Consider the following 16,536-nt stretch of genomic DNA (forward strand, 5'->3'; position numbering starts at 1 on the left):
AGTGTTGTTGGAGTGAACGAATGAATGTTGTCCTGAACCTGGTGCTGGTGCTGCAGATCGTGTCGGCGGTGGTGATGATCGGCCTGATCCTGATGCAGCACGGCAAGGGCGCCGACATGGGCGCGGCGTTTGGCAGTGGCGCATCCGGCAGCCTGTTCGGCGCCAGCGGCAGCGCCAACTTCCTGTCGCGCGCGACGGCGGTGCTGGCCACGGTGTTCCTGGCCAGCACGCTGGCGCTGGCCTATTTCGGCTTCAGCGTGCGCACGGAGCCGTCGACGGGCTCCAGCGTGCTCGATCGGGCACCGGTGAGCGCGCCGGCGCCTGCTGCTTCCGCAGCGGTGCCCGGTGCGGCGGTGCCGGTACCGGCGGCCTCGGGTGATGCCGCGGCGGCGATTCCGACCGGTGAATCGGCGGCGCCGAAGGCGGCTGCCGAGGTGCCGGCACCGACGCCTGCACCGGCCACTGGCGCGGCGCAAATCCCGGGTCAGTAAGCTGGCTGAAAGCTGTTTGAAAAGCCGCGGTTTAGCTCGGGAACCGTGGTTTTTCAGGGTAAACTCCTAGATGCTTCGCACGCTTGCACCCGACGCCTCAAGTGCCGGCCCGAAGTGAAAAAAACAACCAGCTGCCGTCGTGGTGAAATTGGTAGACACGCTATCTTGAGGGGGTAGTGGCGAAAGCTGTGCGAGTTCGAGTCTCGCCGACGGCACCAGGAATTAGATGAGCGCAGCGGGCCGATGGCCGCTGCCAACAGGAAGCCCCATGAATCTTGCCGACTACCTCCCCGTTCTCTTGTTCATCTTGGTGGGACTGGCGGTCGGCGCTTTGTGTCTGGCCATGGGCAACTTCCTCAAGCCGCACAAGGCCGATCCGGCCAAGAACTCGCCGTACGAGTGTGGCTTCGAGGCCTTCGAGGATGCGCGCATGAAGTTCGACGTGCGCTACTACCTGGTCGCCATCCTCTTCATCCTGTTCGACCTCGAGATCGCCTTCCTGTTTCCCTGGGCCGTGGTGCTCAAGGACGTGGGCATGACCGGTTTTGTCGCGGTCCTGATCTTCCTCACGATTCTGCTGGTTGGATTCGTGTATGAATGGAAGAAAGGTGCACTCGACTGGGAGTGAGCGGCGCTTCGGCCGTGAACATCCCCGAGAGGAAATTCACCATGAATAACGACTTCCAACAGAAGGGCTTCATGCTCACCGGCATCGATGCGGCGGTGAACTGGGCCAAGACCGGTTCGCTGTGGCCGGTGACCTTCGGGCTCGCCTGCTGCGCCGTCGAGATGATGCACGCGGCGGCCGCGCGATACGACATCGCGCGCTTCGGCGCCGAGGTGTTCCGCGCCAGTCCGCGCCAGTCGGACCTGATGATCGTTGCCGGCACGCTGTGCAACAAGATGGCGCCGGCGCTGCGCAAGGTGTACGACCAGATGGCCGAGCCGCGCTGGGTGATCTCGATGGGCTCGTGCGCCAACGGCGGCGGCTACTACCACTACAGCTATTCGGTGGTGCGCGGCTGCGACCGCATCGTGCCGGTCGACGTCTACGTGCCGGGCTGCCCGCCGACGGCCGAGGCGCTGCTGTACGGCATCATCCAGTTGCAGCAGAAGGTGCGACGTACCCATACCTTTGCACGGACTTAGAGCATGGCCGACATCGCAATCGCACCCGAAGCACTCAAGGACACCATCGCCACCACGCTGGGCACGCAGGCGCAGCAGGTGAGCGTCGCGCTGGGCGAGGTCACGGTGACCGTCAAGCCGGCGCACTACCACGAGGTGATGCGCACCCTGCGCGACGCCGCCGGCTGCCAGTTCGAGCAGCTGATCGACCTGTGCGGGGTCGACTACTCGACCTACGGCGACGGCCGCTGGGAAGGCCAGCGCTTCGCCGTCGTTTCACACCTGCTGTCGGTGAGTCTCAACCAGCGCGTGCGCGTGCGGGTGTTCTGCGCCGACGACGAGTTCCCGGTGGTGGCTTCGGTCACCGATCTCTGGAGCGGCACCAACTGGTTCGAGCGCGAGGCCTTCGATCTGTACGGCATCGTGTTCGAGGGCCATGCCGACCTGCGCCGCATCCTGACCGACTACGGCTTCATCGGCCATCCCTTCCGCAAGGACTTCCCGCTGTCGGGCCACGTCGAGATGCGCTACGACGCCGAGCGCCAGCGCGTGATCTACGAGCCGGTGACGATCGAGCCACGCGAGGTCACCCCGCGCGTGATCCGCGAGGAGAAGTACGGAGACGTGCTCTGAACGCGCGGCAAGGCGTGTCCGGCTTTTGACCATGGCTGAAATCAAGAACTACACCCTGAACTTCGGTCCGCAGCACCCGGCTGCGCACGGCGTGCTGCGCCTGGTGCTGGAGATGGACGGCGAGGTGGTGCACCGCGCCGACCCGCACGTCGGCCTGCTGCACCGCGCCACCGAGAAGCTGGCCGAGCACAAGACCTTCATCCAGTCGCTGCCCTACATGGACCGGCTGGACTACTGCTCGATGATGTGCAACGAGCACGCCTACTGCCTGGCGATCGAGAAGCTGCTGGGCATCGAAGTGCCGATTCGCGCCCAGTACATCCGCGTGATGTACAGCGAGATCACGCGCATCATGAACCACCTGATGTGGCTCGGCTCGCACGGCAACGACTGCGGCTCGTCGACCATGCTGATCTACACCTTCCGCGAGCGGGAGGACCTGTTCGACATGTACGAGGCGGTGTCGGGCGCGCGCATGCACGCGGCCTACTTCCGCCCCGGCGGCGTGTACCGCGACCTGCCGGACAGCATGCCGCAGTACAAGGCCAGCAAGGTGCGCAGCGCCAAGGCGCTGGAGCGGATCAACGCCAACCGCCAGGGTTCGCTGCTGGACTTCATCGAGGACTTTACCGACCACTTCCCCAAGCGCATCGACGAGTACGAGATCCTGTTCACCGAGAACCGCATCTGGAAGCAGCGCACCGTCGGCATCGGCGTGGTGGAGGCCGAGCGAGCCCTGAACCTGGGTCTCACCGGCCCGATGCTGCGCGGCAGCGGTGTGGCCTGGGACCTGCGCAAGAAGCAGCCCTACGAGGTCTACGACCGGATCGACTTCGACATCCCGGTCGGCAAGACCGGCGACAGCTACGACCGCTACCTGGTGCGGGTACAGGAGATGCGCGAGTCCAACCGCATCATCCGCCAGTGCATCGACTGGCTGCGCGCCAACCCGGGCCCGGTGATCGTCGACAACCACAAGGTGGCGCCGCCGCCGCGCGAGAAGATGAAGAGCGGCATGGAGGATCTGATCCACCACTTCAAGCTGTTCACCGAGGGCATGCACGTGCCCGAGGGCGAGGCCTATGCCGGGGTCGAGCACCCCAAGGGCGAGTTCGGCATCTATCTGATCAGCGACGGCGCCAACAAGCCCTACCGCATGAAGATCCGTCCGCCGGGCTTCGTGCACCTGTCGGCCTTTGACGAGCTGACCCGCGGCCACATGCTGACCGACGCGGTGGCCATCATCGGCACGCTGGACATCGTGTTTGGAGAGATCGATCGATGAGCACAGCCGTCGCATCCACGCCCACGGCACCGTTTTCCGAGACCACCCTGGCGCGCTTCGCGCGCGAGGTCGCCAAGTACCCGGCCGACAAGAAGCAGTCCGCCGTGATGGCCTGCCTGGCCATCGTGCAGCAGGAGCAGGGCTGGATCAGCTCCGAGAGCGAGCAGGCCGTGGCCGACTACCTGGGCATGCCGCCGATGGCCGTGCACGAGGTCACGACCTTCTACAACATGTACAACCAGCAGCCGGTCGGCCGCTTCAAGCTGGTGGTGTGTACCAACGCGCCGTGCATGTTCGCCGGCGGCCCCGAGGCGCTCAAGCACCTGTGCGACAAGCTCGGCATCGAGCCCTACGGCACCACCGCCGACGGCGAGTTCACGGTGCAGCCCTGCGAATGCCTGGGCGCCTGTGGCGACGCGCCGGTGCTGCTGGTGAACGACCGCAGCATGTGCAGCTTCATGACCGACGACCGGCTCGACAAGCTGGTCGACGGCCTGCGCGCGGCGGAGGACTGACCATGGCGAGTGTGCAAGACGTCCTGGCCCAGTTCCAGGCCGACGGCCAGAGCAGCTGCTTCCATGGCCGCCACATCAGCCCGCAGATCTATGCCGGGCTGGACGGCCGCAACTGGGGCCTGAAGGACTACGAGGCGCGCGACGGCTACAAGGCGCTGCGCAAGATCCTGGGCGCCGACGGCGGTCCCGGCATGACGCAGGACGAGGTCATCGCCGAGCTGAAGATCTCCAGCCTGCGCGGGCGCGGTGGCGCGGGTTTCCCGACCGGCCTGAAGTGGAGCTTCATGCCGCGCAACTTCCCCGGCCAGAAGTACCTGGTGTGCAACTCCGACGAGGGCGAGCCCGGCACTTTCAAGGACCGCGACATCCTGATGTACAACCCGCACACGGTGATCGAGGGCATGGCGATCGCCGCCTACGCCATGGGCGCCAGTGTCGGCTACAACTACATCCACGGCGAGATCTTCCGCGTCTACGAGCGCTTCGAGGAAGCCATCGAGCAGGCGCGCGAGGCCGGCTATCTGGGGCGCGGCATCCTCGGCAGCCAGTTCGACTTCCAGCTGCACGCGCACCACGGCTTCGGCGCCTACATCTGCGGCGAGGAGACCGCGCTGCTCGAATCGCTCGAAGGCAAGAAGGGCGAGCCGCGCTTCAAGCCGCCGTTCCCGGCCAGCTTCGGCCTCTACGGCAAGCCGACCACCATCAACAACACCGAGACCTTTGCCGCTACGCCCTGGCTGATCCGCCACGGCGGCCAGGCCTACCTGGACTGCGGCAAGCCGAACAACGGCGGCACCAAGATTTTCTCGATCCAGGGCGACGTCGAGCGGCCCGGCAACTACGAGATTCCGATGGGCACGCCGTTCGCCAAGCTGCTCGAGCTCGCCGGCGGTATGCGCGGCGGCCGCGCGCTGAAGGCGGTGATCCCGGGCGGCTCCTCGTCGCCGGTGCTGCCGGCCGAGATCATGATGCAGTGCACCATGGACTACGACTCGATCGCCAAGGCTGGCTCCATGCTGGGCTCGGGCGCGGTGATCGTGATGGACGAGCGGCGCGACATGGTCGAGACGCTGACGCGCCTGTCGTACTTCTACATGCACGAATCCTGCGGCCAGTGCACGCCGTGCCGCGAAGGCACTGGCTGGCTGTGGCGCATGGGCCACCGGATCCAGCACGGCGAGGGCCGGCCGGAGGACATCGACAAGCTCGACAACGTGGCCGAGAACATCATCGGCCGCACCATCTGCGCGCTGGGCGATGCCGCGGCGATGCCGGTGCGGGCCATGGTCAAGCATTTCCGGCACGAGTTCGCGGCCAAGATCGACGCCGCTCAGAAGAAGGCGTCCTGAGGGATCGGACGAATAGCCATGGTTGAAATCGAGATCGACGGCAGAAAGGTCGAGGTGCCGGAAGGCAGCATGGTGATGCATGCGGCCGAGAAGGCGGGCACCTACATTCCGCACTTCTGCTATCACAAGAAACTGTCCATCGCCGCCAACTGCCGCATGTGCCTGGTGGACGTGGAGAAGATGCCCAAGCCGATGCCGGCCTGCGCCACCCCGGTGACGCAGGGCATGGTGGTGCACACGCAGAACGAGAAGGCCATCAAGGCGCAGAAGTCGGTGATGGAGTTCCTGCTCATCAACCACCCGCTCGACTGCCCGATCTGCGACCAGGGCGGCGAATGCCAGCTGCAGGACCTGGCCGTCGGCTACGGCGCCTCGGCCTCGCGCTTCGGCGAGGAAAAGCGCGTGGTCAAGGCAAAGGAGGTCGGCCCGCTGATCTCGACCAAGGAGATGACGCGCTGCATCCACTGCACCCGCTGCGTGCGCTTCGGCCAGGAGATCGGCGGCGTGATGGAGTTCGGCATGTCGAACCGCGGCGAATGGTCCGAGATCGAGACCTTCGTCGGCCAGTCGGTCGATTCAGAGCTGTCGGGCAACATGATCGACCTGTGCCCGGTCGGCGCGCTGACCAGCATGCCGTTCCGCTACTCAGCCCGCACCTGGGAGCTGTCGCGCCGACGCAGCGTCAGTCCGCACGACTCGACCGGCGCCAACCTGGTGGTGCAGGTCAAGAACAACCGCGTCATGCGCGTGGTGCCGCTGGAGAACGAGCAGGTCAACGAGTGCTGGATCGCCGACCGCGACCGCTTCTCCTATGAGGCGCTCAACAGCGATGAACGCCTGGCCAAGCCGATGCTCAAGCAGGGCGGCGAGTGGAAGGAAGTCGACTGGCAGACCGCGCTCGAATACGTGGCCAACGGCCTGACGGAGATCAAGTCGCAGCATGGCGCGGCGGCGATCGGCACCCTGGTCAGCCCGCACAGCACGCTGGAGGAACTGCACCTGGCCGCCGGCCTGGTGCGCGGCCTGGGCAGCGAGAACATCGACCACCGGCTGCGCCAGCAGGAGTTCGGTGCCAGCGAGGGCGTGCGCTGGCTCGGCACCTCGATCGCCTCGCTGTCGGAAGTGCAGGGCGTGCTGGTGGTCGGCTCCAACCTGCGCAAGGACCATCCGCTGTTCGCCCAGCGCATCCGCCAGTCGGCGCGCCATGGCGCCGCCGTGACGGTGATCACCTCGCAGGCGCTGCTGAAGAAGGCCGATGCCTGGGCCATGCCGCTGCGCGCCAGCGTGGTGGCCGAAGCCGCCGACTGGGCGCGGCGCCTGGCCGACGTGGCCGCGGCGATCGCGGCTGACAAGGGCGTCGCGGCGCCGGCCGAAGGCCAGGCCACCGACGCAGCCAGGAGCATCGCCCAGGTCCTGCTGGCCGAGGGCAGCAAGGCCGTGCTGCTGGGCAACGCGGCGGCGCAGCACCCCAACGCGTCCAGCCTGCTGGCGCTCGCCCAGTGGATCGGCGAGCAGACCGGCGCCACGGTGGGCTACCTGACCGAGGCCGCCAACACGGTCGGCGCGCAACTGGTCGGCGCGGAGCCGGGCACCGGCGGGTTGAACGCCGCGCAGATGCTGGCCGGCGGCCTGAAGGCGGCGCTGCTGCTGAACTGCGAGCCGGGTCCCGACACCGGTGGACGGCCCTTGAGCGGCGCCCACATGGTTGTCACCCTGAGCCCGTTCAAGGCCAACCTGGACATCAGCGACGTGCTGCTGCCGATCGCGCCGTTCACCGAAACCTCGGGCACCTACGTCAACGCCGAGGGGCGCGTGCAGAGCTTTCACGCCACGGTGCGCCCGCTCGGCGAGACCCGTCCGGCCTGGAAGGTGCTGCGCGTGCTGGGCGACCTGCTGGGCGTGGCCGGCGTCGACGGCGACAGCTCGCAGGACGTGCTGGCGCAGGCGCTGGGCAGCACGACGCTCGAAATGGTCGACGGCGCGCGCCTGAGCAACCGCACCGGCGCTGCCATCCAGCTCGATTCCCCGGCCGCCAGCGTGCCGGTGGTGGGCATCTACCAGCTCGACAGCATCGTGCGCCGCGCGACCTCGCTGCAACTGACGACCGACGCGCGTGAAGGAGCCAGCGCATGATCGACGCGTTCTACAACGGTGGCCTGCAGCTGTTCAGCGGCGGCTGGTGGACCGGCGTCACCTGGCCGGTGGTCTGGAACCTGATCAAGATCGTGATGCTGCTGCTGCCGCTGATGGGCGCGGTGGCCTACCTGACGCTGTGGGAGCGCAAGCTGCTCGGCTACATGCAGGTACGCCACGGGCCCAACCGCGTCGGGCCCTGGGGCCTGCTGCAACCGATCGCCGACGCGGTCAAGCTGCTGACCAAGGAGATCATCCGCCCGACCGCGGCCAACAAGCCGCTGTTCTTCCTCGGGCCGCTGATGGCCATCATGCCGGCGCTGGCGGCCTGGGTGGTGATCCCGTTCGGCCCGGAGGCGGCGCTGTCCAACATCAACGCCGGCCTGCTGCTGATCATCGCCATCACCTCGATGGAGGTCTACGGCGTCATCATCGCCGGCTGGGCCTCCAACTCCAAGTACGCGTTCCTGGGCGCGCTGCGGGCCTCGGCGCAGATGGTCAGCTACGAGATCGCCATGGGCTTCTGCTTCCTGATCGTGCTGATGGTGGCCGGCAGCATGAACATGACCGACATCGTGCTGGGCCAGGCCAAGGGCATGGCGGCCGGCATGGGCCTCAACTTCCTGTCCTGGAACTGGCTGCCGCTGCTGCCGATCTTCTTCGTCTACCTGATCTCCGGCGTCGCCGAGGTCAACCGCCACCCGTTCGACGTGGTCGAGGGCGAGGCCGAGATCGTGGCCGGCCACATGGTCGAGTACTCGGGCATGGGCTTCGCGGTGTTCTTCCTGGCCGAGTACGCCAGCATGTGGCTGGTCTCGATCCTGGCCGTGATCATGTTCCTGGGCGGCTGGCTGGCGCCGGTGGCCTGGCTCGACTTCATCCCGGGCTGGATCTGGCTCGGCATCAAGACCGTCGTCGTGGTGTCGATGTTCATCTGGATTCGCGCCACCTTCCCGCGCTTCCGCTACGACCAGATCATGCGGCTCGGCTGGAAGGTATTCATTCCGGTCACGCTGATCTGGCTGGTGGTCGTGGGCCTGTGGATGCACAGCCCATGGAACATCTGGCATTGACCACGGAGGATGCACCATGGCTTCCGTCGCCGTTTCACCTTTTTCCCTACGCGATTTCTTCCGCAGCTTCGTGCTGTGGGACCTGTTCGAGGGCATGGCCCTGACCGGCCGCTACGCCTTCAGCCGCAAGGTCACGATCCAGTTCCCGGAAGAGAAGACCCCGCTGTCGCCGCGCTTCCGCGGCCTGCACGCCCTGCGCCGCTATGAAAACGGCGAGGAGCGCTGCATCGCCTGCAAGCTGTGCGAGGCGGTGTGCCCGGCGGTGGCGATCACCATCGAGAGCGACGAGCGCGCCGACGGCACGCGCCGCACCACACGCTACGACATCGACCTTACCAAGTGCATCTTCTGCGGCTTCTGCGAGGAGAGCTGCCCGACCGACTCGATCGTCGAGACCCACATCCTCGAGTACCACGGCGAAAAGCGCGGCGACCTGTATTTCACCAAGGAAATGCTGCTGGCCGTGGGCGACCGCTACGAGTCCGAGATCGCGGCCGCCCGTGCGGCCGACGCCAAGTACCGCTGAAGGCGCTACCCAACCACGCTACGCCCCATGGACGTCAAGACCGCCTTCTTCTACCTGTTCTCGCTCGTGATGCTGTTCGCAGCATTCCGGGTGATCACTGCGCGCAACCCGGTGCACGCGGTGCTGTTCCTGATGCTGACCTTCTCGCAGGCGGCCGGCGTCTGGCTGCTGCTCAAGGCCGAGTTCCTGGCGATCGTGCTGGTGCTGGTGTACCTGGGTGCGGTGATGGTGCTGTTCCTGTTCGTGGTGATGATGCTGGACATCCACATCGACAGCCTGCGGCAGGGTTTCTGGCGTCATTTCCCGCTGGCGCTGGGCATCGGCGCCGTGATCTCGCTGGAGATGGCGGTGGTGCTGTTCGGCGGTTTCCGCGCCGGTGAGGCGCCGCTGATACCAGAGACCGTGACCAACGCCGCCGGTGAGGTGGTGCAGTACTCGAACACCAAGGTGCTGGGCCAGCTGGTCTATACCGAGTACCTGTACCCGATGGAGATCGCCGCCGTCATCCTGCTGCTGGCGATGGTCGCCGCCATCGCGCTGACGCTGCGCCAGCGCAAGGACTACAAGAGGACCGATCCGGCCCAGCAGGTGCGTGTGCACGCCTGGGATCGCCTCGAGATCATCAAGATGGCGCCGACGCAGGCGCCTCCGCCTGCCGCCGAGCCGGCCGCCGCCACCGCGCAGGAGCTGAAGCAATGACCCTGTCCCTGGCCCATTACCTGACCCTGGGCGCGATCCTGTTCGCGCTGGCGGTGGTCGGCATCTTCCTCAACCGCAAGAACCTGATCGTGCTGCTGATGGCGATCGAGCTGATGCTGCTGGCGGTGAACATGAACTTCGTTGCCTTCTCGCACTACCTGGGCGACATGCACGGCCAGGTGTTCGTGTTCTTCATCCTGACGGTGGCCGCCGCCGAGGCGGCGATCGGCCTGGCGATCCTGATGCTGCTGTTCCGTGCCAAGTCCAACATCAACGTGGACGAACTCAACGCGCTGAAGGGATAAGGCAAGCCATGAGTCAGACCCTCTCCGCTTCGACACTGCTGGCGGTGCCGCTGGCGCCGCTGGCCGGCTCGCTGATCGCCGGCATCTTCGGCACTGCCTTCGGCGGCAACCGCATCGGCCGCACGGCCTCGCACAGCGTCACCATCCTCGGTGTGCTGATCTCCTTCATCCTGTCGGCGCTGACACTGCAAAGTGTGCTGAACGGTGCGCGCTTCGATGCGACCATCTACGAATGGATGACGGTCGGCAGCCTGAAGATGGAGATCGGCTTCCTGATCGACAGCCTCACCGCCACCATGATGTGCGTGGTGAGCTTCGTGTCGCTGATGGTGCACATCTACACCATCGGCTACATGGCCGACGACGAGGGCTACAACCGCTTCTTCTCCTACATCTCGCTGTTCACCTTCTCGATGCTGATGCTGGTGATGAGCAACAACTTCCTTCAGCTGTTCTTCGGCTGGGAAGCGGTGGGCCTGGTGTCGTACCTGCTGATCGGCTTCTGGTTCAAGCGGCCGACGGCGATCTTCGCCAACCTGAAGGCGTTCATGATCAACCGCGTGGGCGACTTCGGCTTCATCGTCGGCATCGGCCTGGTGGCAGCCTACGCCGGCACGCTCAACTACGGCGAGACCTTCGCCAAGGCGGGCGAGCTCGGCACCATGGGCTTTCCCGGCACCGACTGGCTGCTGGTGACGGTGATCTGCATCTGCCTGTTCATCGGCGCCATGGGCAAGTCGGCGCAGTTCCCGCTGCACGTCTGGCTGCCGGACTCGATGGAAGGCCCGACGCCGATCTCGGCGCTGATCCACGCGGCCACCATGGTGACCGCCGGCATCTTCATGGTGGCGCGCATGTCGCCGCTGTTCGAGCTGTCGGACGCGGCGCTCAACTTCGTGCTGGTGATCGGCGCCATCACGGCGCTGTTCATGGGCTTCCTGGGCATCGTGCAGAACGACATCAAGCGCGTCATCGCCTACTCGACGCTGTCGCAACTGGGCTACATGACGGCGGCGCTCGGTGCCTCGGCCTATTCGGCGGCGATCTTCCACCTGATGACGCACGCGTTCTACAAGGCGCTGCTGTTTCTGGGCGCCGGCTCGGTGATCATCGCGCTGCACCACAACCAGGACATGCGCTGGATGGGCGGGCTGCGCAAGTACATGCCCTGGACCTGGATCACCTTCCTGCTCGGCACTCTGGCGCTGATCGGCACGCCGTTCTTCGCCGGCTTCTACTCCAAGGAAGCCATCATCCTGGCGGTGCAGTCGAGCAATCTGCCGGGTTCGGGCTTTGCGTACCTGGCGGTGCTGATCGGCGTGTTCGTGACCTCGGTGTACTCGTTCCGCCTGTACTTCATGGTGTTCCACGGCCCCGAGCGCTACGACCAGAACCCGGACGCACACCACGACGACCACGGGCACGGCCACGACCACCACGCCAAGCCGAAGGAGTCGCCCTGGGTGGTCTGGCTGCCGCTGGTGCTGCTGGCGATCCCGTCGGTGGTGATCGGCGCCATGACGCTGATGCCGATGCTGTTCGGCGGCTTCTTCGACGACGCCATCAAGGTCGACGGCGCCAAGCACCCGGCGATGGCCGCGCTGGCGCAGGCGATCCATGGCTGGCAGGCGATGGGCCTGCACGGCTTCGTGGCGCTGCCGACCTACCTGGCGCTGGCCGGCTTCCTGCTGTGCTGGTACCTGTACATCATCAACCCGGCGGCGCCGGCGGCGATCAAGCGCATGTTCGCGCCGATCCACAAGCTGCTCGACAGCAAGTACTACATGGACTGGCTGTGGATCAACGTGATCGCGCGCGGCCTGCGCGGCCTGGGCGTCGGCCTGTGGAAGGGCGGCGACCGCGCGGTGATCGACGGCGCCATGGTCAACGGCTCCTGGCGTCTGGTGGGCTGGGCTTCCGGCGTGATGCGCTGGCTGCAGAGCGGCTACCTGTACCACTACGCCCTGGCCATGATCCTGGGCATCTTCGTGCTGATGACGTACTTCGTCTGGCTCAACAAGTAAGGAAGACGGGATAACAACATGGGTTGGTTGAGCCTTGCCATCTGGACGCCGATCGTGTTCGGCGCCGTGCTGCTGGCGTTCGGGAGGGAGAGTCAGGCCGGACTGGTGCGCTGGATCGCGCTGATCGGCTCGGTGCTGAGCTTCCTGGTGACGCTGCCGCTATACACCGGCTTCAAGCTCGGTACCGCCGAGATGCAGTTCGTCGAGAAGACGCGCTGGATCGAGCGCTTCAACGTCAACTACCACCTGGGCGTGGACGGCCTGTCGGTCTGGTTCGTGCTGCTGACGGCCTTCATCACGGTGATCGTGGTGATCGCCGGCTGGGAGGTGATCCAGCGCAAAGTCAACCAGTACATGGCGGCCTTCCTGATCCTGTCGGGCCTGATGGTCGGTGTGTTCTCGGCGCTCGACGGCATCCTGTTCTACTTCTTCTTCGAGGCCACGCTGATCCCGATGTACCTGATCATCGGCGTCTGGGGCGGCCCGAACAAGATCTACGCGGCGTTCAAGTTCTTCCTCTACACGCTGCTCGGCTCGTTCCTGATGCTGGTCGGCTTCATCTACCTGTACGCGGTCTCGGGTGGCAGCTTCGACGTCGCGACCTGGCACAAGCTGCCGCTGTCGGGCACCGCGCAGACGCTGCTGTTCTTCGCCATGTTCGCGGCCTTCGCGGTCAAGGTGCCGATGTGGCCGGTGCACACCTGGCTGCCGGACGCCCACGTCGAGGCGCCGACCGGCGGTTCGGTGGTGCTGGCGGCGATCATGCTCAAGCTGGGCGCTTACGGCTTCGTGCGCTTCTCGATGCCGATCCTGCCCGACGCCTCGCGCGAATGGGCCTGGCTGATGATCGCGCTGTCGCTGATCGCCGTCATCTACGTCGGCCTGGTGGCGCTGGTGCAGCAGGACATGAAGAAGCTGGTGGCCTATTCGTCGGTGGCACACATGGGCTTCGTCACCATGGGCTTCTTCCTGTTCAACGACCTCGGCATCTCCGGCGGCTTGGTGCAGATGATCGCGCACGGCTTCGTCTCCGGCGCCATGTTCCTGTGCATCGGCGTGCTGTACGACCGGGTGCACTCGCGCGAGATCGCGGCCTACGGCGGGGTCGTCAATACCATGCCGCGCTTCGGCGCCTTCGCGCTGCTGTTCTTCATGGCGAACTGCGGCCTGCCGGGCACGGCCGGCTTCGTCGGCGAGTGGATGGTGGTGCTGGCCTCGGTGCGCGAGAATTTCTGGCTCGGCCTGATGCTGGCCACCGCGCTGATCTCGGGCGCCGCCTACAGCCTGTGGATGTTCAAGCGGGTCTATTTCGGCGACATCGCCAACAAGGACGTGCGCCAGATGCTCGACATCAACGGCCGCGAGTTCACGGCGCTGGCGCTGCTGGCGATCGCGGTGGTCGGCATGGGCGTGTATCCGAAACCCTTCACCGACGTCATGGACGCATCCGTGGCCAAGCTGGTCCAGCAGGCGGCGGTCTCCAAGCTGAACTGAGGACTGAAAGCAAATGATTGACAGATTCAGTTGGATGGCCGTCTACCCGGAGATCGTGCTCCTGGCCATGACCTGCGTGGTGCTGCTGGTCGACCTGCTCGACAAGAGCCCGCGCCGCATGGCGGCCTATTGGCTGTCCTGCCTCACGCTGCTGGGCGTGGCGGGGCTGACGGCGATGTACGCGATGGGCGGCCAGACCGTCTACGGCTTCGGCGGCATGGTGGTCAGCGACGTGATGGCCAACTGGCTCAAGTGCTTCTCGGCGCTGGCGGTGCTGGTGGTCTTCGTCTACAGCCGCACCTACGTCAGCCAGCGTGGCATGCTGCGTGGCGGCGAGTGGTACGTGCTGAGCCTGCTGCAGCTGCTGGGCGTCAACGTGATGATCTCGGCCAACAACTTCCTGCTCATCTACCTGGGGCTGGAATGCATGGCGCTGGCCGGCTACGCGCTGGTGGCGCTGCGGCGTGACCACGTGGTGGCGGTCGAGGCGGCGATGAAGTACTTCGTGCTGAGTGCCATGGCCTCCGGCTTCCTGCTGTACGGCCTGTCGATGGTCTACGGCGCCACCGGCGCGCTCGACATCGGCGAGGTGTTCAAGGCCATCGCCTCGGGCCAGATCCGCCACCAGGTGCTGGTGTTCGGGCTGGTGTTCATCGTCTCCGGCATGTCCTTCAAGTTCGGCGCCGTGCCGTTTCACATGTGGTTGCCCGACGTGTATGAGGGCGCGCCGACGGCCGTGACGCTGATGATCGGCACGGCGCCCAAGCTGGCGGCCTTTGCCATGGCGATCCGGCTGCTGGTGGAGGGCCTGCTGCCGCTGGCGATCGACTGGCAGCAGATGCTGGCGGTGCTGGCGGTGGCCTCGCTCATCATCGGCAACGTGGCGGCGATCGCGCAGACCAACCTGAAGCGCATGCTGGCCTACTCGACCATCTCGCACATGGGCTTCGTGCTGATGGGCCTGTTGGCCGGTGTGGTCAACGGCAGCACCGCGTTGGCGGCCAACGCCTACAGCTCGGCCATGTTCTACGCCGTGGTCTACGTGCTGACGACCCTGGTCAGCTTCGGCATCATCATGCTGCTGGCGCACGAGGGCTACGAGAGCGAGGAGATCGCCGACTTCGCCGGCCTCAACCAGCGCAGCCCGCTGTACGCCGGCATCATGGCGATCTGCCTGTTCTCGCTTGCGGGCATCCCGCCGCTGGTCGGCTTCCAGGCCAAGCTGTCGGTGCTGCAGGCGCTGATCAGCACCGGCTCGCCGTGGCTGATCGCACTGGCGGTGTTCGCCGTCGTGATGGCCCTGGTCGGCGCCTTCTACTACATCCGCGTGGTCAAGGTGATGTACTTCGACGAGATGGTCCACAGCCGGCCGGTCAGCGCGCCGCTCGACATGCGCGCGGTGCTGTCGCTCAACGGCGCGCTGCTGCTGATCCTGGGCCTGGTGCCGGGGGCGCTGATGACGCTGTGCGCGCGGGCCGTGGTGCAGATGCTTGGTTCCTGACGGGCGAGGATGTCGCAAACCACGAGCATCTGGACGCTTATCGTCCTGGCCGCCATCGCCGCCAACCTGCCGTTCGTCAACCAGCGCCTGATGGGCGTGCTGCCGCTGCGCGGCGGCCGCAAGTCGCTGGCGCTGCGCCTGCTGGAACTGGTGATCTGGTACTTCGTTGTCGGCGGCATCGGGCTGGCGCTGGAAAAGAGCGCCGGCCAGATCTATGCGCAGGGCTGGGAGTTCTACGCCGTGACCGCGACGCTGTTCCTGACGCTGGCGTTTCCCGGCTTCGTGTTCCGCTACCTGGCCAGGCGCTGATGGCCGACCTGACGGAACACCCGCTCGGCAGCCAGGAGCTGATCCATGGCGACTTCCTGCACGCCTTCCGCGATCAGGTGCGGCTGCCGGACGGCAGCACCAGCTACCGCGAGTACCTGCGCCATCCCGGCGCGGTGATGATCATTCCGCTGCTGGAAGGCGAGGACGGCGCGCTGCAGCTGGTGCTTGAGCGCCAGTACCGCTATCCGATCCGGCAGGCCATCATCGAGTTTCCCGCCGGCAAGCTGGACGAGGGCGAGGCGCCGCTGGTGTGCGCGCAGCGCGAACTGCTGGAGGAAACCGGCTACCGGGCGCGTGAGTGGGCGCGCGCCGGCCTGCTGCACCCGACGGTGTCGTACTCGACCGAGTTCATCGAGATCTGGTTCGCGCGCGGCCTCAGCCTGGGCCAGCGCAAGCTCGACGAAGGCGAGTTCCTCGAGGTCTTCACGGCGACGCCGCAGCAGTTGCACGACTGGTGCCGCGAAGGCCGGATTACCGACGGCAAGACCTTGATCGGCGCGCTTTGGGTCCAAAATACGCTCAACGGGAGCTGGCCGCTGGATTGGCGGCCGGTCGCCGGTGACCCAGGGCCATGAAAGTACTCGATCTGCAATGCACCCACGGCCATTCGTTCGAAGGCTGGTTTGCCTCCGAGGAGGACTACCTCGGCCAGCTCGGTGATGAACTGCTGGAGTGCCCGCTGTGCGGCGACAAGGGCATCGCCAAGCTGCCGAGCGCGCCGCGGCTCAATCTGAGCGGCGCGGGGACGGCCGAACCAGCGCCGGCGCAGGGCAGGGCGGATGGGCTGTCATCGGATGCCGCCGTGGCATCGTTGCCACCAGCCGCTATGCAGGCTGCCTGGATGCAGATGGTGCGCCGGGTGCTGGCGCAGACCGAGGACGTGGGCGAGCGCTTCAGCGAGGAAGCGCGCCGCATCCACTACGGCGAGTCGGAGCAGCGCGGCATCCGCGGCCAGGCCACGCGCGAACAGACCGAGGAATTGCTCGACGAGGGCATCGCGGTGCTGCCGCTGCCGATCCCGGCCGGACTCAAGGAACCCCTGCAGTAAGG

Annotated in this window: 18 protein-coding genes and 1 tRNA gene; all 19 read left to right on the forward strand. The window is 66.1% G+C overall.

Features of this window, described 5'->3' with window-relative positions; genetic code table 11:
* Nucleotides 1–20: 20 nt before the first annotated feature.
* A complete protein-coding gene (gene secG, locus PK606_RS00320) occupies nt 21–491 on the forward strand; it encodes a preprotein translocase subunit SecG (protein WP_324559371.1) in 471 nt (156 codons plus the stop codon).
* Between the two features lie 133 nt (nt 492–624).
* Nucleotides 625–709 (forward strand) — tRNA-Leu (locus PK606_RS00325).
* Between the two features lie 50 nt (nt 710–759).
* Nucleotides 760–1,119: an NADH-quinone oxidoreductase subunit A gene (locus tag PK606_RS00330; protein WP_324559373.1), complete on the forward strand. Its 360-nt coding sequence runs from the start codon at nt 760–762 to the stop codon at nt 1,117–1,119.
* A gap of 41 nt (nt 1,120–1,160) precedes the next feature.
* A complete protein-coding gene (locus PK606_RS00335; protein WP_324559375.1) occupies nt 1,161–1,640 on the forward strand; it encodes a NuoB/complex I 20 kDa subunit family protein in 480 nt (159 codons plus the stop codon).
* Nucleotides 1,641–1,643: 3 nt separating this feature from the next.
* Nucleotides 1,644–2,252, forward strand: a complete 609-nt coding sequence (locus tag PK606_RS00340) for an NADH-quinone oxidoreductase subunit C (RefSeq protein ID WP_324559377.1) — start codon at nt 1,644–1,646, stop codon at nt 2,250–2,252.
* A 31-nt stretch (nt 2,253–2,283) separates the two neighbouring features.
* On the forward strand, nt 2,284–3,537 hold the full coding sequence (locus tag PK606_RS00345) for an NADH-quinone oxidoreductase subunit D (RefSeq protein WP_324559379.1): 1,254 nt from the start codon (nt 2,284–2,286) through the stop codon (nt 3,535–3,537).
* Complete coding sequence (gene nuoE / locus PK606_RS00350) at nt 3,534–4,052, forward strand: NADH-quinone oxidoreductase subunit NuoE (RefSeq protein WP_324559381.1); 519 nt, start codon at nt 3,534–3,536, stop codon at nt 4,050–4,052. Before PK606_RS00345 ends, nuoE begins: the two co-directional genes overlap by 4 nt.
* 2 nt (nt 4,053–4,054) lie before the next feature.
* On the forward strand, nt 4,055–5,401 hold the full coding sequence (gene nuoF, locus PK606_RS00355; RefSeq protein ID WP_324559383.1) for an NADH-quinone oxidoreductase subunit NuoF: 1,347 nt from the start codon (nt 4,055–4,057) through the stop codon (nt 5,399–5,401).
* A gap of 18 nt (nt 5,402–5,419) precedes the next feature.
* On the forward strand, nt 5,420–7,534 hold the full coding sequence (gene nuoG / locus PK606_RS00360; protein WP_324559385.1) for an NADH-quinone oxidoreductase subunit NuoG: 2,115 nt from the start codon (nt 5,420–5,422) through the stop codon (nt 7,532–7,534).
* Entirely contained in the window at nt 7,531–8,607 is a 1,077-nt protein-coding gene (gene nuoH / locus PK606_RS00365) for an NADH-quinone oxidoreductase subunit NuoH (protein WP_324559387.1), read from the forward strand. Before nuoG ends, nuoH begins: the two co-directional genes overlap by 4 nt.
* A gap of 16 nt (nt 8,608–8,623) precedes the next feature.
* A complete protein-coding gene (gene nuoI / locus PK606_RS00370) occupies nt 8,624–9,133 on the forward strand; it encodes an NADH-quinone oxidoreductase subunit NuoI (protein WP_324559388.1) in 510 nt (169 codons plus the stop codon).
* A gap of 27 nt (nt 9,134–9,160) precedes the next feature.
* Complete coding sequence (locus PK606_RS00375) at nt 9,161–9,832, forward strand: NADH-quinone oxidoreductase subunit J (protein ID WP_324559390.1); 672 nt, start codon at nt 9,161–9,163, stop codon at nt 9,830–9,832.
* The gene (gene nuoK / locus PK606_RS00380; RefSeq protein ID WP_324559392.1) at nt 9,829–10,137 is read left to right on the forward strand and encodes an NADH-quinone oxidoreductase subunit NuoK; all 309 of its coding nucleotides are present in this window, start codon (nt 9,829–9,831) and stop codon (nt 10,135–10,137) included. The genes PK606_RS00375 and nuoK overlap by 4 nt, the downstream gene beginning before the upstream one ends.
* A gap of 8 nt (nt 10,138–10,145) precedes the next feature.
* Nucleotides 10,146–12,161 (forward strand): NADH-quinone oxidoreductase subunit L, encoded by a 2,016-nt coding sequence (gene nuoL / locus PK606_RS00385; protein ID WP_324559394.1) that lies wholly within the window; start codon nt 10,146–10,148, stop codon nt 12,159–12,161.
* A gap of 18 nt (nt 12,162–12,179) precedes the next feature.
* On the forward strand, nt 12,180–13,655 hold the full coding sequence (locus PK606_RS00390; protein ID WP_324559396.1) for an NADH-quinone oxidoreductase subunit M: 1,476 nt from the start codon (nt 12,180–12,182) through the stop codon (nt 13,653–13,655).
* A gap of 13 nt (nt 13,656–13,668) precedes the next feature.
* The gene (gene nuoN, locus PK606_RS00395; protein ID WP_324559398.1) at nt 13,669–15,156 is read left to right on the forward strand and encodes an NADH-quinone oxidoreductase subunit NuoN; all 1,488 of its coding nucleotides are present in this window, start codon (nt 13,669–13,671) and stop codon (nt 15,154–15,156) included.
* Between the two features lie 9 nt (nt 15,157–15,165).
* Nucleotides 15,166–15,465: a DUF2818 family protein gene (locus PK606_RS00400; RefSeq protein ID WP_324559400.1), complete on the forward strand. Its 300-nt coding sequence runs from the start codon at nt 15,166–15,168 to the stop codon at nt 15,463–15,465.
* Complete coding sequence (locus PK606_RS00405; RefSeq protein WP_324559402.1) at nt 15,465–16,061, forward strand: NUDIX domain-containing protein; 597 nt, start codon at nt 15,465–15,467, stop codon at nt 16,059–16,061. The genes PK606_RS00400 and PK606_RS00405 overlap by 1 nt, the downstream gene beginning before the upstream one ends.
* On the forward strand, nt 16,058–16,534 hold the full coding sequence (locus PK606_RS00410) for a DUF1178 family protein (RefSeq protein ID WP_324559404.1): 477 nt from the start codon (nt 16,058–16,060) through the stop codon (nt 16,532–16,534). Before PK606_RS00405 ends, PK606_RS00410 begins: the two co-directional genes overlap by 4 nt.
* Nucleotides 16,535–16,536 lie beyond the last annotated feature (2 nt).

Origin of the sequence: Ottowia sp. (genome assembly GCF_035444425.1) — a bacterium.
Lineage (GTDB): Bacteria > Pseudomonadota > Gammaproteobacteria > Burkholderiales > Burkholderiaceae_C > Ottowia.